A 13,475-nucleotide genomic window follows, 5' to 3' on the forward strand; every position below is an offset into this window, starting at 1 on the left:
GGAGGGTGACGCGACGCCCGCGGGCGGCGGCACTGCCGACCTGACGCGCGAGGGCGGTGGCGCGTCAGTCGAAGTCGCCCGCTGCCCTGCGCACCTTCGCCAGCAGCTCGGTCAGCTGCGCCTCCTGCTCCGCGCTCAGGCCGCTGAGGCCGAAGTCGATCTCGGTCACCGACTTGGTCGCGTCCTCCTGCAGGGCGGAGCCCGCCTGGGTGATCTCCACGAGCGTGGCCCGCCGGTCGGTCGGGTGCGGGATGCGGCGCACCAGCCCGTCGGCCTGCAACCGGTCCACGATGTTGGTCACGCTCGTGGGGTGCAGCTGCAGCCGCTCGCCCATCACCCGCATCGGCAGCCGGCCGACACGGGAGAAGGTGAGCAGCACCAGCGCTTCGTACCGGGCGAAGGTGAGGCCGTGCGGGCGCAGCGCCCCGTCCACGGCGGAGAGCAGGATCTGTTGCACCCGCATCACGCTGGTCACAGCAGCCATGGTGCGGGCGGGGCCGATTCGCTCGTCCCAAATCTCCGCGGCCCGCAGGATCGGGTCGAACGGCAGCGGATCGCGGGTGGCCATGACCGGCGACGCTAGCAGTGACGTGCTCGGCCGGGGTCGCGGTCGGCCCATTCGCTACGGCAGGCTGTCGTTCATGCTCTTCGCATTCAGTATCGCCCCTGCCGGGGGCGACAGCGGCACCGACAGCGTGAGCGAGATCGTCGCGGAGGCGGTCCGGGTGGTGCGGGAATCCGGGCTGCCCAACGAAACCACGTCGATGTTCACCACCATCGAGTCCGAGACCTGGGACGAGGGCATGGACGTGGTGAAGCGAGCCGTCGAGGCGGTGCAGGCCCACGCTCCCCGCGTGAGCCTCGTGTTGAAGGCCGACATCCGGCCGGGCCACTCCGGACAGTTGAAGGCAAAGGTGGATCGGATCGAAGAGGCACTCCACAAGGAATGACACTCGAAAGGCCGGACCACCGGGTCGGCGCACGGGCGCCCGCCCGCCGACCCGGTCGAGGGCGGATCAGCGCATGGCAATGGCGAGGGTGAAGAAGAAGACGCCGACCAGAATGGCCGCCGCGCCGAGCGTCATCGCGATCTTCGCCTGCTTCGCGGACACGGGGCGACGCACGGCAGCGGCACCAAGGCCGAGCGCGGTGATGCCGCCGATCCACCCGAGGATCGACACCGGGCTGACGATCAGAGCGATGATGCCCACGATCAGCGCCGCCTTGCCGAGCGTCGGGCTCTCGCTCTTCGCGGTCCTGCGGCGGGCGTCGTCGAGGAGGCGTTCGGCAACGGGGTTCTTCGTGCTCATGCGGGTTCCTTCGAGGGGAGGCGGCGTGCCGCGACGGGTGGGATTGTCGGCGGGGAGCGACCATTGATCACTCGTACCTTCTCAACGATTGCCGGGGTGGCCGAGTTGTTCTGCCAGTCCGGTGACCAGCGCTCTCCCGTTACCTCTCGGATCGCCTTTTCCGACTCCAGAGGGTGACCACCGACGACCGGACCGGTGAATGATCGTGCGAAATCGAGTGCATCATCGAAACAGTGAGGACTGAGATGGCCGAGCGGGTAAGTGCAGAACCTGATCACCGGTCGCGCCGGATGTGGAGGGCGCTCGAGCCGGTGCACACGATCACCTACTTCGCGCCCGAGCCCCAGGCGGCGTGCGAGGCGCTGGGCACCACGGGCTACTGGATGAGCTACTTCGCGCTGCGGGCCTCTCCGCTCGGGGCAGCCCCACCCGAGATCGTGGCGGCGCTGTTCTACAACTTCCACCCTGGGCTGGTGGCCAAGGTCGTTCCTGCCGTCTGGGAGTTGGCCCCGCCCGAGCGCTTCCAGGCCATTCGCCTGGAGACGGTGGACGCGGCCCTGCGGCGGCTGGTCGGCGCGGAGCTGCTCGGTTCCCCGGGGCTGGCCGAGGCGGCCTCGATCGCCCGCGAAGCCGCGGTCGCGGCCCCCACGGCCGGCCGGGCTCTCGCGGCGGCCAACGCCGCGCTGGAGTGGCCGGAGGAGCCGCATCTCGTGCTGTGGCAGGCCCAGACGGTCTTGCGCGAGCACCGCGGCGACGGGCACGTGGCCGCGTTGCTCACGGCAGGCTTGGATCCGGCGGAGGCGCTCGTTCTCTTCGCCGCCGACCACGAGATCGAGTCAGAGTGGTTGCGCAAGCGCAGGGGCTGGTCGGAACAGGAGTGGGCGGAGGCCGTCGGCCGGCTCACCGAGCGCGGGCTGTTCGACGCCGATGGGCTCACCGCGACCGGCCGTGCGGTCCGCGACGAGGTCGAGGCCCACACCGACGAGCTCGCCGACGCGCCCGTGGCGGCCATCGGCGACGCAGCCGAGAGGCTGGTGGAGCTGGCTGCGCCACTGGTCACCGCGATCATCGATGCCGAGGGATTCCTCCGCGCAAACCCGATGGCGCTTCGCCCGCTGGTGTCCTCGGGCTGAAGCTCCGGTCGAAGCGGACGGTCGCCGACTCCGGTGGCAGGATGAGTCTTGTGTCCCGACCCGATCCCCGTCAGGCGGCCAGAACGGCCGCGCTGTCGTCCGCCATGGCAGGTGCGGTCGACCTGTCCGCCCTGAAGGCCCGCTCGGAGGCCGCTGCCCGCTCGCAGCAGACGCAGGCGTCCGGGGGTGCGGAAAGCGCAGACGGAAGCCCCTTCGTCATCGACGTCACCGAGCAGAGCTTCCAGGCCGACGTCCTCGAGCGGTCGTTGCAGGTGCCGGTCGTCGTCGACCTCTGGGCCACCTGGTGCGGCCCGTGCAAGCAGCTCTCGCCCGTGCTCGAGCGGCTCGCCGAGGCCGGCAACGGCGCCTGGGTCCTGGCCAAGGTCGACGTCGACGCCAACCCACGGATCGCCCAGGCGTTCGGCGTCCAGTCCATCCCGATGGTGGTCGCCGTCGTCGGGGGCCAGCCGGTGGATGCGTTCAACGGAGCGCTGCCGGAGCCTCAGGTCCGCCAGTGGATCTCGGCGCTGCTCGACGCGCTGCGCGACCGGATGCCGGCCATCGCCGAAGCGGAAGCGGGGGCGGCCGCCGGAAACGGCGCACCGGCCGAGGAGCCGGAGGACCCCCGTTTCACCGCCGCCGAGGATGCACTCGAACGCGGCGACTACGCCGCGGCGGAGGAGGCCTACCAGCAGATCCTCGCCGTCGAGCCGGCCAACGAGCAGGCCGCGGCGGCGTTGTCGCAGGTGCGGTTCCTGGCCCGCGCGGAGGCCGCCGACCCCTCGGCCATCGCTCGTGCCGATGCCGCACCCGACGACATCGACGTGCAGCTCGCCGCGGCGGACGCCGAAGCGGCCTCCGACCGCGTCGAGGACGCCTTCGCGCGGCTGGTGAGCACGGTCGCGCGCACCTCGGGTGACGAGCGCGACCGGGTGCGCGAGCACCTCATCGGGCTCTTCGAGCTGTTCCCGCCGGACGACCCCCGGGTCACCGCGGCTCGCCGGGCCCTCGCCCGCGCGCTCTTCTGAGCACGCGCACTCGCTGTAGTCCTCGCAGAGCCGGCGGGCCCTGCGAGGACCAGGCGCGGCGCGCGGCTCGCTAGGCGGCGGCCACCACGTCGATCTCGGCGAGGATCCGGGTGCGCAGCTCGTCGGAGCAGAACGCCACACGTGCTCCGGTCCTCGCGATCTCGGCCAGCTCCGGAATGCCCATGCCGAACGCCTCGTGGCACAGCAGGTACTCCGCGTCGAGGTCCGTGTGGAACATCCCGGGATCGTCGGTGGCCAGTGTGACCGGCACCCCGGCGGCGACCAGCGCCGGTAGCGGGTGCTCGGCGAGCGACGGGGCGGCACCCGTGCGCAGGTTGGACGTCGGGCACACCTCGAGAGCGATGCCGTGCTCGGCCAGGTGGGCGAGCAGGTGCGGATCCTGGGCCGCCGCGATGCCGTGCCCGATTCGCTCGGCGCCCAGTTCGGTGATCGCGGCCCAGACCTCGCCCGGCCCCACCGTCTCGCCGGCGTGCGGCAGGCTGTGGAGCCCGTCGGCCACGGCCCGGCGGAACGCGGGCGCGAAGTCGGCGCGGCTGATCCCCAGCTCCGAGCCGCCCAGGCCCACCCCGATCGTGCCGTCCGGGCGGTGGCCCACGGCGAAGTCGACGGTCTCCTCGGCGCCCGCCGGGCCCAGCACGGCGTCGGCGTCGAAGATCCAGCCGATCTCCACCCCGTGCTCTTCCCGGGCGATGGCGCGGCCGTCGGTGAGGGCTTGTGCGAGGTCGTCGTAGCTCGTGCCGGCCAGACGATGGCGGACCGGGGTGACCTGCACCTCGGCATACCGGACGGTGCGGGCGGCGAGGTCGGCGGCGAGCCCGGTCACCAGCGTCACGACGTCGTCGGCGGTGACCAGCAGGTTCACCCGGCGGTAGACGTCGAGGAAGTGCGGGAAGTCGGTGAATGCATAGAACTGGCGCAGCGCCTCGAGTTCGGTGGGCACCCCGCCTTCGGGGTGCCTGCGCGCGAGAGCGAGCACCGTGTCGAGCGAGGCGGAGCCGACGAGGTGCAGGTGCAGCTCGACCTTGGGCAATGCGGCGACGAACGACGCCACGGTGGACGTGGGCATGAGCAGGGGACCTCCCTGGACGAGGGGGTGCGGCGGACGGGCGCGAACGGCCCGCGTCACCGGTCGGCGTCGCCCCTGTCGTAGCACTCGCCCGTAGAGCGGTCGTCGCAGCAGCGCCGTCGCGACGAGATCCGCATCAGCAGCCTCCCCTCGGCCTCTCGCAGCGTCAAGCGTCGACCTTGCCTTCAGCGGCGCGGGAGACAGGAGTCCGGGCCGTCGAGCAACCCGCCGCGGAACCGCGCGACGCGGTCGAACCCGTGCTCGGCCGAATCCACGCCGCCCTCGGAGTCGCGGGCGGCCCAATCGTGGGTGAGAAGCACCTGTACGGCTTCGTCGAGGTCGCCGGGGGAGAGCGTGAACCCGCGGCCCGGCTCCATGAGCGCAGCGGTGTAGGCACCGGTCAGGCACACCGCGGCCGCACCGGCGGGCAGCCCCACCGTGGCCAGGCCGAGCGCACCGAGCAACGCGATGCCGTAGCGGCTCGCCACCAGCGTGATGCCCGCGAAGTCGCCCACCTCCCGATGCACGGCGGCGAACGCCCCGCGGTCGATCGACAGCCCGCCGCCGACCGTGCAGAACCGCACCGGCCCCTGGGCCGTCCGACCGTGCTCCGGGCAGCCCGCGTCGCCAAGCGGCGGCACGTTCCAGCCCGGCGCCAGCGGGCCGAACCATCCGACGGCGTCTTGCTGCACGGCATCCAGCAGCAGCGGCAGCGGAAGGTCACCGCGCCGGGCCCGATCGGCTGCGGAACCGAACCGGCGCTGGGTGAACGCCCGGTTCTCCGTGGTCATCGCCGCGCAGCGGGCGGCCCCGTCGCGGAAGCCGTCCTGGAACGCGGAGACCCGGTCGAACGCATTGCCGTGCGCGCTGTCGTCGCCCGGTTCGACACCGAGCGGGTCGCGGAAGCCCACGAGCGCGAGCAGCGCGTCGTCGGCTACGGGGGCGTCGCTGGCCAGCCCGCCGACGGGCTGGAGACCCGGCTGTGCGAGAGCGACACCCGCGTAGCAGTCGGCCATCGTCTCCAGCAGGATCGCCGGGTATCGCCGCGGTTCCCGGGACTGCGCCTCGTCGATCCCGAGGCGGGTCTGCACGGCATGCCCCACCTCGTGGGCCAGCGCGACCGTCACTCCGGCGCTTCCGAACCGGCGCTGCAGGTCGGGCACCAGGGTGTCGGCGTCCCAGACGACGGCGTCGGCGGCGGGGCAGTAGAACGCCTGGCCGACGAGATCGGCCACCCGGTCGACGCACGGCGGTGCAGGTGCGGCGGCATCCGCCGTGTGGACCGGCTCGAACCTCGCGATGTCGGTCCACGCCCGGCCGAACGCAGCCGGGAAGACGCTGCGCCAGATCTCCTGGAGTGCGGCAGTGGCATCGGTGGCGACATCGCCCGTGGCCGACGGGCTGCGAGGGGAGGCGGCAACCGACACCGCCGGATGGTGTGGCGCGGGACGGGCATGACCCGGAACCGCCTGCGTGCAACCCGCGACGAGAACGCCCGCGACGGCGAGAAGGGCCGCTGCCGGCGGTCGCCGCCGGGACGGAACGCGCACGACGATCATCATCGTCATTCGAGTGGTGCGGGGGAGCGGTTCCGCGGAATCCGGACGCGCGGGATAGCGTCAGTCACCGTGTCGTTGATGAAGGAGCACCCCGAGCGCAGGGCCGAGGCCGTGCGGTGGGGGATCGCCGGGCTGCTCGTGGTGGCGTCGATCGTCACGACGGTCGTGCTCTACGTCCGCCATCCCGACGCGCTGGTGACGTTGCTGCCGTCCACGGACATGCGCGAGCTACACGTCGACTTCGACACCTTCTGGCACTCCGCGGTGGCGGCCACCCACGGCGCCGACATTTATCACACCGGTGCCAAGCTCACGAACCTGAACCCGCCGCTGCTCACGGTGCTGCTCACGCCCCTCGCCGGGTTGAGCTCCCTAGTGGCATACCGGATCTTCGTCGTGTTCACGCTGCTCATCGTCGTGGCCGCGGTGCTGGCGGTGGCCCGTGAGCTGCGCCTGGGGCGTGGTGTCACCACGCTGGCCGTGCTGGCCGTGCTCTGTTCCTCACCGTTGCACGGCACGCTCGTGCTCGGTCAGATCTACCCGTTGCTGCTCGCCGGTCTCGTGGCCGGTTGGATCGCCGAACGGCGGGGCCGGCCGGTGCTCGCCGCCGTGCTCTTCGGGATCACCGTGGCGCTCAAACCGTCGCTCGCGCCACTGCTACTGCTCCCCGCGGTGCAGCGGCGCTGGGTGCCGTTGCGCGCCGGGCTGATCTCGGCCGCAGTCGCCACGCTGCTCGGAGTGCTGGTCGCCGGGCCGTCGAGTGGGTTCGAATGGCTGCGCATCGCGGTCACGGAACCCGTGCCCGACACGGTGGACAACGCCTCGCTGCCCGGGCTCGCCGTGCGGTTCGGGGTGCCGTCCGTGCTGGGCACGCTGCTCGGCGCGGTCGTCCTCATCGGCACGCTGACCTGGATCGGGCGCCACCGCGAGCGCATCGACCCGGCCGGCACGGCACCGTTCGCGGTGGTCGCCGCCGGGCTGCTCGTCTCCCCGATCTCCTGGCACAACTATCTGATGCTGCTGTGGCCGGGCGTGCTCGTGCTGATCGCGCTCGGGCGGACCGCCACCGCGACCGTCGCGCTCGCGGTGATCGTGATTCCGGTGTCGTGGAACGCGGAGTGGCCGCCCCACGGCCTCTGGCCGGACGTGGCGCGGTCGCTCTACTGCGCGATCCTGCTCGGCTACTGGGTCGCTTTGCTCGGGTCGACGCCGTTGCGTCCGCTCGTCGGCGTGCTCGGCTCCGCCGGCTCGGCGAGATCCGACGGCCCGGCGGGCTCGGAAGCGGTGGCCACGGGCTCGACCTCCACCTGCGGCTCCCCGTCGACGTCGGCGCGAACCTCCACCTCGACCTCGGGCACGGGCGGCGCCACCTCCGGTGCATCGTCGGTGACCGGGGCCGCTGGAGCCTGATCGACCACGTCCTCCTCGGCAGGCACGGCATCCGCGATCGCGACGGGTGCGGCAGCCGGGACGGATGCCCGCGCCGCCGCTTTGCCTCTGCGCACCGCGCCCTGGAACGGCTCGGGAACCAGCCACAACACACCTGACGGCGGGAGCTGCAACGTCGCCGACGCCGGTCGGCCGTGCCACACCGACGGCTCGGCCTCCACGGCGCCGAGGTTGCCCACCCCCGAGCCGCCGTAGATCTGGGCGTCGGTGTTGAGCACCTCGCGCCACCGGCCCGCGAACGGCAGCCCCACCCGGTAGTCCGGCGTGGGGGTGCCCGAGAAGTTGGCCACGCAGGCGAGCACGGTGGGCTTTCCGTCGGCATCGACCCCGTGCCGCAGGAAGCTCAGGACGTTGCCCGAGGCGTCGTTGGCGTCGATCCAGGAGAAGCCCTCGGGGGTGGTGTCCTTCGTCCACAGGGCAGGGGTGGCCCGGTAGGTGCGGTTCAGGTCGCCGACGAGCGTCTTGATGCCCTGGTGCAGGGGGTCCTCGAGCAGGTCCCAGTCGAGCGAGCGCTGCTCGGACCACTCCCGCTCCTGGCCGAACTCGCCGCCCTGGAACAGCAGCTGCTTGCCCGGGTGGGCCCACATGTAGGCGAGCGTGGCGCGCAGGCCGGCGGCCTTGTTCCAGGCATCCCCGGGCATCCGCGTCCACAGCGAGCCCTTGCCGTGCACCACCTCGTCGTGGGAGAGCGGCAGTACGAAGTTCTCGCTGAACGCGTACATGAGCGAGAAGGTCATCTGGTTGTGGTGGTAGCCCCGGTAGATCGGGTCGCGCCCGACGTAGTCGAGCGTGTCGTGCATCCAGCCCATGTTCCATTTGAAGCCGAAGCCCAGCCCACCGAGGTGGGTGGGGCGGGAGACGCCCGGCCACGCCGTGGACTCCTCGGCGATCGTGACGACCCCCGGGTACTTGCGGTACACCGTCGCGTTCATCTCCTGCAGGAACGCGACGGCGTCCAGGTTCTCCCGGCCGCCGTGCACGTTCGGCAGCCACTGGCCCTCAGGGCGCGAGTAGTCGAGGTAGAGCATGCTCGCCACGGCGTCGACCCGCAGGCCGTCCACGTGGAACTCCTCGAGCCAGTAGAGCGCGTTCGCGACGAGGAAGTTGCGCACCTCGATGCGCCCGAAGTCGAACACGAGCGTGCCCCAGTCGGGCTGCTCGCCGCGCCGCGGGTCGGCGTGCTCGTAGAGCGGCGTGCCGTCGAACCTCGCCAGCGCCCACTCGTCCCGCGGGAAGTGCGCAGGTACCCAGTCGACGATCACGCCGTAGCCGTGGCGATGCAGGTGATCGACGAAGTACCGGAAGTCGTCGGGTTCGCCGAACCGTGCGGTCGGCGCGTAGTACGACGTGACCTGGTAGCCCCACGACCCGCCGAACGGGTGCTCGGCCACGGGCAGCAGCTCGATGTGCGTGAAGCCGGTCTCGTCGAGGTAGTCGACCAGCTCGTGGGCCATCTCGCGGTAGGTGAGGCCCTGGCGCCACGAGCCCAGGTGCACCTCGTAGACGCTCATCGGCTCGACGTGCGGCTGGCGGAGCTCACGCGCCGTCATCCACTCCTCGTCGCCCCACTCGAAGATCGACTCCTCCACGATCGACGCCGTGGCGGGCGGGATCTCGGTGCGGAACGCCATCGGGTCGGCCTTGTCGCGCCACCGGCCGTCCTTGCCGAGGATGCGGAACTTGTAACGCACGCCGGGGCCGATGCCGGGGACGAAGAGCTCCCACACTCCAGTGCTGCCCAGCACACGCATGGGGTGTGCCCAGCCCGACCAGCCGTCGAAGTCGCCGGTGACGCGAACGCCCTGCGCCGTGGGCGCCCAGACGGCGAAGCTCGTGCCCGTGACCGGGCCTGCGGGGGTGTCGTAGCTGCGCACGTGCGCGCCGAGCACGTCCCACAGCCGTTCGTGGCGGCCCTCTCCGATCAGGTGCAGGTCGATCTCGCCGAGCGTCGGCAGCCAGCGGTACGGGTCGTCGACGATGTCCACACGCTCGCCGTAGCGCACGGCGAGGCGGTAGTCGGCGGGCGGGCCCGGCACGATGCCCGAGAACAGTCCGGCCTCGTGCACCTTGACCAGGGGGTAGCCCTCGCCGCCCTCGCGGACCACGTCCACCTCGTCGGCGTGCGGACGCAGCACGCGGATGACAGTGCCGTCGGGGTGCGGGTGTGCGCCGAGCACGGAGTGCGGGTCGTGGTGCGCTCCACCGAGCACGCGGTCCACCGTTTTGGGTTCCGGCGGATACGCGTGGGCGATCGCGCTGGTTGTCGACGACGCGGCGTTCGAGGCAGGACTCTTCGAGGTCGAGTTCGTCGTCGCTGCGCTGATCGTCCGGGTCTGGTTCTCCTCACGATCCACCCGCGCACCCTATTGTGCTGCAGCGTTCGCTGCCGACCCTGGCTCGACCATCCGGTGTACCCGGCCGGAACCGACCAGCAGCCCGTAGGTGATCTCCGTGCAGGCGCCCGGTCGGATCAGCCGACGCTCCTGGTGCCGCCGCGCTCGGACACGGTCTCGGCGGTGAGCCGGGCGATCGAGGCCACCGGGATCTGAGCCCACGACGGGCGGCTGCGGATCTCGTAGAGCACCTCGTAGACGGCCTTGTCCAGCTCGTAACCGCGCAGCAGCACGCCCTGGTCGCGGGGGTCGGAGCCCGCCCGGAGCGTGTAGCCGTCGCAGAACGCCGACCGGTTGCGCTCGGCCCACTCCTTGGCCCGCCACGCCATCTGCGAGTCGTGGTCCGGGTTGGTCAGGTCGCCTGCAGGCTCCCACTGCGAGAGCTGGTGGAAGGCCGCGTAGTCGAACGAGCGCAGCATCCCGGCGATGTCACGCAGCGCCGAGTCGGGCTTCACCCGCTCGGCGAGCGGTGCGGCCGGCTCCCCCTCGAAGTCGATCACGAGCCAGCCGAAGGGTGTGCGCAGCGTCTGGCCGAGGTGCAGGTCGCCGTGCACGCGCTGGGTGGGGATCGATCCCTCCAACGTGGCGACCGCGTCGTAGACCTCCCGGATCGGCTGCACGTACGGCTCCAGCGTGGGCACCTGCGCGACCACGGTGGAGAGCCGCTCGTGCCATGTGGCCGCCAGTGCCCGCGGGTCACGCTCACTCGTGCCGAGGGCCCGGCGCAGCTCGGCGTGCACCACCGCAACGGTCTCTCCGAGCCGTGACGCCTCGGCCGCGAAATCGCCACCGACCTCGTCGGCGCGCAGATCGCCCTCGGCCAGCAGGTCACGCACGCTCGCGAGCGCCATCGACCAGCCGTCGGCCGAGTTGGCGGCGAAGTCCTGCAGCATGCCGAGCGTGACCGGCTCGCCGTCCAGCACGCCTTCGATCGCCCCCTGCAGGGCCGCGACCTCCCGGCTGCCCACCGACCGCAACGCGCGGTGAAGCTCCAGGTCCGGGTTCACGCCAGGAGCCATCCGGCGGAACAGCTTGAGGATCGACTGGTCGCCCCACGACACCGACGTGTTGGACTGCTCGACGCCCATGACACGCCCGATCGCGCCCTCCGCGATCTTGGCGCCCGGCTCGGGGACGAACCGCACGTCACCGACGGTGAGCCCGCTGCGTACCGCCTCGAGCAACCACTCGGTGACCGTGGGATCCCACAGCCCGTCGTAGGCCATGGAGTTGCCGACCTGTCCGATGCACGCGTGCTCCAGCTCGCCTCGCAGGTGTTCACGGCGGGCGACGAGAAGCTGGTAGTGCTGCACCGGGGAGTCGTCGTCGAAGGCGACGGCGAGCAGCACGAGGTCGAGGAGTGGTTCTTCCTCGGTCAGGAGCGGTGTCACGCTGGTCAGTGCCACCTGCCGGACCGGTCGGCCCTTTGCGGCGAACCAGCGCTGCTGAGGCAGCCACTGGGGCAGCAGGGACGGAAGCTCCTCGGCCAGACTCACGCAGACTCCTCCGCAGGGGTGATCGAGAACCAGTAGAAGCCGTGCCCTGGCAGCGTCAGCAGATAGGGCAGCTCACCGATCCGCGGGAACGGAACTCCTCCGGTGAGCTCGTGGGGGGCGCACCCCTGCCACGGCGACAGGTCCAGCTCGACGGGCTGCGGGAACCTCGACATGTTGTTCACGCACAGGACGACGTCGTCGCCGTAGCTGCGCACGTAGGCGAGCACCGATGGGTTGGTGCCGCCGAGCTCCTGGTATTCGCCCACGCCGAACGCGTGGTGGCGCTTGCGGACCTCGATCATGTGCCGGTTCCAGTGCAACAGCGACGTCGTGGAGTTGACCTGCGCCTCGACGTTGACGGCCTGGTAGCCGTAGAGCGGGTCCATGATGATCGGCAGGTACATCCGCCCCGGGTCGCACGTGGAGAAACCGGCGTTGCGATCGGGCGTCCACTGCATCGGGCTGCGCACCGCGTCGCGGTCGCCGAGCCAGATGTTGTCTCCCATACCGATCTCGTCACCGTAGTACAGAACAGGTGAGCCGGGCAGGGACAACAGGAGCGCCGTGAACAGCTCAAGCTGGTTGCGGTCGTTCTCCAGCAGCGGGGCCAGCCGGCGGCGGATCCCGATGTTGGCCTTCATACGCGGGTCCTTGGCGTACTCCGCGTACATGTAGTCGCGCTCTTCGTCGGTGACCATCTCGAGCGTCAGCTCGTCGTGGTTGCGCAGGAAGATGCCCCACTGAGCCCCGGACGGGATCGATGGCGTCTGGGCCAGGATCTCCGAGATCGGGAAGCGGTTCTCCCGGCGCACCGCCATGAAGATGCGTGGCATCAGCGGGAAATGGAATGCCATGTGGCACTCGTCGCCGCCGACCGCCGTGTCGCCGTAGTACTCCACCACGTCCGACGGCCACTGGTTGGCCTCCGCGAGCAGTACCCGGCCCGGGTACTCGTCGTCCATCACCTTCCGGCAGCGCTTGAGGAAGGCGTGCGACTCCGTCAGGTTCTCGCAGTTGGTGCCCTCCCGCTCGAACAGGTACGGCACCGCGTCGAGCCGGAAGCCGTCGATCCCGAGGTCCAGCCAGAACCGCAGCACCTCGAGCATCGCTTCCTGGACAGCCGGGTTGTCGTAGTTCAGGTCGGGCTGGTGGGAGAAGAAGCGGTGCCAGTAGAACTGACCGCGCACCGGGTCGTAGGTCCAGTTCGACGTCTCGGTGTCGACGAAGATGATCCGGGCGTCGGCGTAGCCGGAGTCGTCGTCGGCCCAGACGTAGTAGTCGCCGTAGGGGCCCTCGGGGTTGCGCCGGGACTCCTCGAACCACGGGTGCGTGTCGGACGTGTGGTTCATGACCAGGTCCGTGATCACCCGGATGCCCCGCTTGTGCGCCTCGTCCAACAGCACGACGAAGTCCTCGACCGTGCCGAACTCGGGAAGCACCGCCCGGAAGTCGCGGATGTCGTAGCCGCCGTCGCGCAGCGGCGAGTCGTAGAAGGGCGGCAGCCAGAGGCAGTCCACACCCAGCCACTGCAGGTAGTCGAGCTTCTCGGTGAGCCCGCGCAGGTCTCCCGTGCCGTCGCGGTTGGAGTCGGAGAACGCTCTGACGAGCACCTCGTAGAACACGGCCCGCTTGAACCAGTCGTGGTCGACGTCGAGCGTCCGAGCGTGGTCGTACTCGTCGGAGGAGTTCTCGATCAGCTGGTCATCTGAGGGGATTTGGGCGGCAGCGGCCGAGGTGTCGATGGACATAGGGGTATCGCGTTCCTACCGGGCGGGGACGGATGGCGGGAGGAGCACCCGGCCAGTCTTACCGGGCGAAGGGCCCGCGCGCAGAACGTGGCTCGGTAGCTGGGGTGAGAGTAACTGTTGCACCGGGCGCGGCAACGACCGCGCTCGTCTTCGGGTGCGCTGTGCAGGTGAAGTTCTGGTAACCGATCGCCGACGAACTGCTACCGATTTCGAGCAGGCCGAACAGGGCCCAACTGAAACGATCTTGAGCGCCCGGACGGGCCCGACACGCG

Annotated in this window: 10 protein-coding genes and 1 pseudogene; 4 read left to right on the plus strand and 7 right to left on the minus strand. The window is 70.8% G+C overall.

Annotation, left to right across the window (positions count from 1 at the left end; translation table 11 throughout):
- Positions 1–64: 64 nt before the first annotated feature.
- Positions 65–568 carry a MarR family winged helix-turn-helix transcriptional regulator gene (locus tag ABD743_RS35460; RefSeq protein WP_344727627.1) on the minus strand — a complete coding sequence of 168 codons (504 nt, stop codon included), beginning with the start codon at positions 566–568 and terminating at the stop codon, positions 65–67.
- A 73-nt stretch (positions 569–641) separates the two neighbouring features.
- Here ABD743_RS35460 and ABD743_RS35465 point away from each other — a divergent pair, with 73 nt between their 5' ends.
- Complete coding sequence (locus ABD743_RS35465; protein ID WP_344727723.1) at positions 642–950, plus strand: thiamine-binding protein; 309 nt, start codon at positions 642–644, stop codon at positions 948–950.
- A 66-nt stretch (positions 951–1,016) separates the two neighbouring features.
- Here ABD743_RS35465 and ABD743_RS35470 read toward each other — a convergent pair whose 3' ends face one another.
- Positions 1,017–1,310, minus strand: coding sequence for a hypothetical protein (locus ABD743_RS35470; RefSeq protein WP_344727628.1), 294 nt, complete (start codon positions 1,308–1,310; stop codon positions 1,017–1,019).
- Positions 1,311–1,600: 290 nt separating this feature from the next.
- On the opposite strand from ABD743_RS35470, the gene ABD743_RS35475 reads away from it, so the two are divergent.
- Positions 1,601–2,443, plus strand: a complete 843-nt coding sequence (locus ABD743_RS35475) for an SCO6745 family protein (protein ID WP_425567040.1) — start codon at positions 1,601–1,603, stop codon at positions 2,441–2,443.
- A gap of 41 nt (positions 2,444–2,484) precedes the next feature.
- The gene (locus ABD743_RS35480; protein WP_379659161.1) at positions 2,485–3,471 is read left to right on the plus strand and encodes a tetratricopeptide repeat protein; all 987 of its coding nucleotides are present in this window, start codon (positions 2,485–2,487) and stop codon (positions 3,469–3,471) included.
- A 70-nt stretch (positions 3,472–3,541) separates the two neighbouring features.
- Here the strand turns inward: ABD743_RS35480 and add are convergent, their stop codons facing one another.
- Together add and ABD743_RS35490 are read right to left on the minus strand one after the other, a co-directional pair.
- Entirely contained in the window at positions 3,542–4,558 is a 1,017-nt protein-coding gene (gene add / locus ABD743_RS35485) for an adenosine deaminase (RefSeq protein ID WP_344727630.1), read from the minus strand.
- Between the two features lie 185 nt (positions 4,559–4,743).
- Positions 4,744–5,985 carry a neutral zinc metallopeptidase gene (locus ABD743_RS35490; RefSeq protein ID WP_344727632.1) on the minus strand — a complete coding sequence of 414 codons (1,242 nt, stop codon included), beginning with the start codon at positions 5,983–5,985 and terminating at the stop codon, positions 4,744–4,746.
- 351 nt (positions 5,986–6,336) lie between these two features.
- Here ABD743_RS35490 and ABD743_RS35495 point away from each other — a divergent pair.
- Positions 6,337–7,098 (plus strand): annotated as a pseudogene (locus ABD743_RS35495) (glycosyltransferase family 87 protein); the annotation flags it as partial.
- A 200-nt stretch (positions 7,099–7,298) separates the two neighbouring features.
- On the opposite strand, the gene glgB reads toward ABD743_RS35495, so the two are convergent.
- The 3 genes from glgB to treS form a co-directional block, all read right to left on the minus strand.
- On the minus strand, positions 7,299–9,818 hold the full coding sequence (glgB, locus tag ABD743_RS35500; RefSeq protein ID WP_344727726.1) for a 1,4-alpha-glucan branching protein GlgB: 2,520 nt from the start codon (positions 9,816–9,818) through the stop codon (positions 7,299–7,301).
- A gap of 218 nt (positions 9,819–10,036) precedes the next feature.
- Positions 10,037–11,455 carry a maltokinase N-terminal cap-like domain-containing protein gene (locus ABD743_RS35505; protein ID WP_344727634.1) on the minus strand — a complete coding sequence of 473 codons (1,419 nt, stop codon included), beginning with the start codon at positions 11,453–11,455 and terminating at the stop codon, positions 10,037–10,039.
- Positions 11,452–13,203: a maltose alpha-D-glucosyltransferase gene (gene treS / locus ABD743_RS35510; protein WP_344727635.1), complete on the minus strand. Its 1,752-nt coding sequence runs from the start codon at positions 13,201–13,203 to the stop codon at positions 11,452–11,454. Before treS ends, ABD743_RS35505 begins: the two co-directional genes overlap by 4 nt.
- Positions 13,204–13,475 lie beyond the last annotated feature (272 nt).

This window comes from Pseudonocardia yunnanensis, from assembly GCF_039534065.1.
In the GTDB taxonomy this organism is placed as follows: domain Bacteria; phylum Actinomycetota; class Actinomycetes; order Mycobacteriales; family Pseudonocardiaceae; genus Pseudonocardia; species Pseudonocardia yunnanensis.

What these genes read in the sequence shown, in the direction of transcription:
- ABD743_RS35475 (WP_425567040.1), top strand. Translation starts at nt 1,601, where the DNA reads ATGTGGAGGGCGCTCGAGCCGGTGCACACGATCACCTACTTCGCGCCC.
- ABD743_RS35470 (WP_344727628.1), bottom strand. Translation starts at nt 1,310, where the DNA reads ATGAGCACGAAGAACCCCGTTGCCGAACGCCTCCTCGACGACGCCCGC.
- ABD743_RS35460 (WP_344727627.1), bottom strand. Translation starts at nt 568, where the DNA reads ATGGCCACCCGCGATCCGCTGCCGTTCGACCCGATCCTGCGGGCCGCG.
- ABD743_RS35480 (WP_379659161.1), top strand. Translation starts at nt 2,485, where the DNA reads ATGAGTCTTGTGTCCCGACCCGATCCCCGTCAGGCGGCCAGAACGGCC.
- ABD743_RS35465 (WP_344727723.1), top strand. Translation starts at nt 642, where the DNA reads ATGCTCTTCGCATTCAGTATCGCCCCTGCCGGGGGCGACAGCGGCACC.
- treS (WP_344727635.1), bottom strand. Translation starts at nt 13,203, where the DNA reads ATGTCCATCGACACCTCGGCCGCTGCCGCCCAAATCCCCTCAGATGAC.
- add (WP_344727630.1), bottom strand. Translation starts at nt 4,558, where the DNA reads ATGCCCACGTCCACCGTGGCGTCGTTCGTCGCCGCATTGCCCAAGGTC.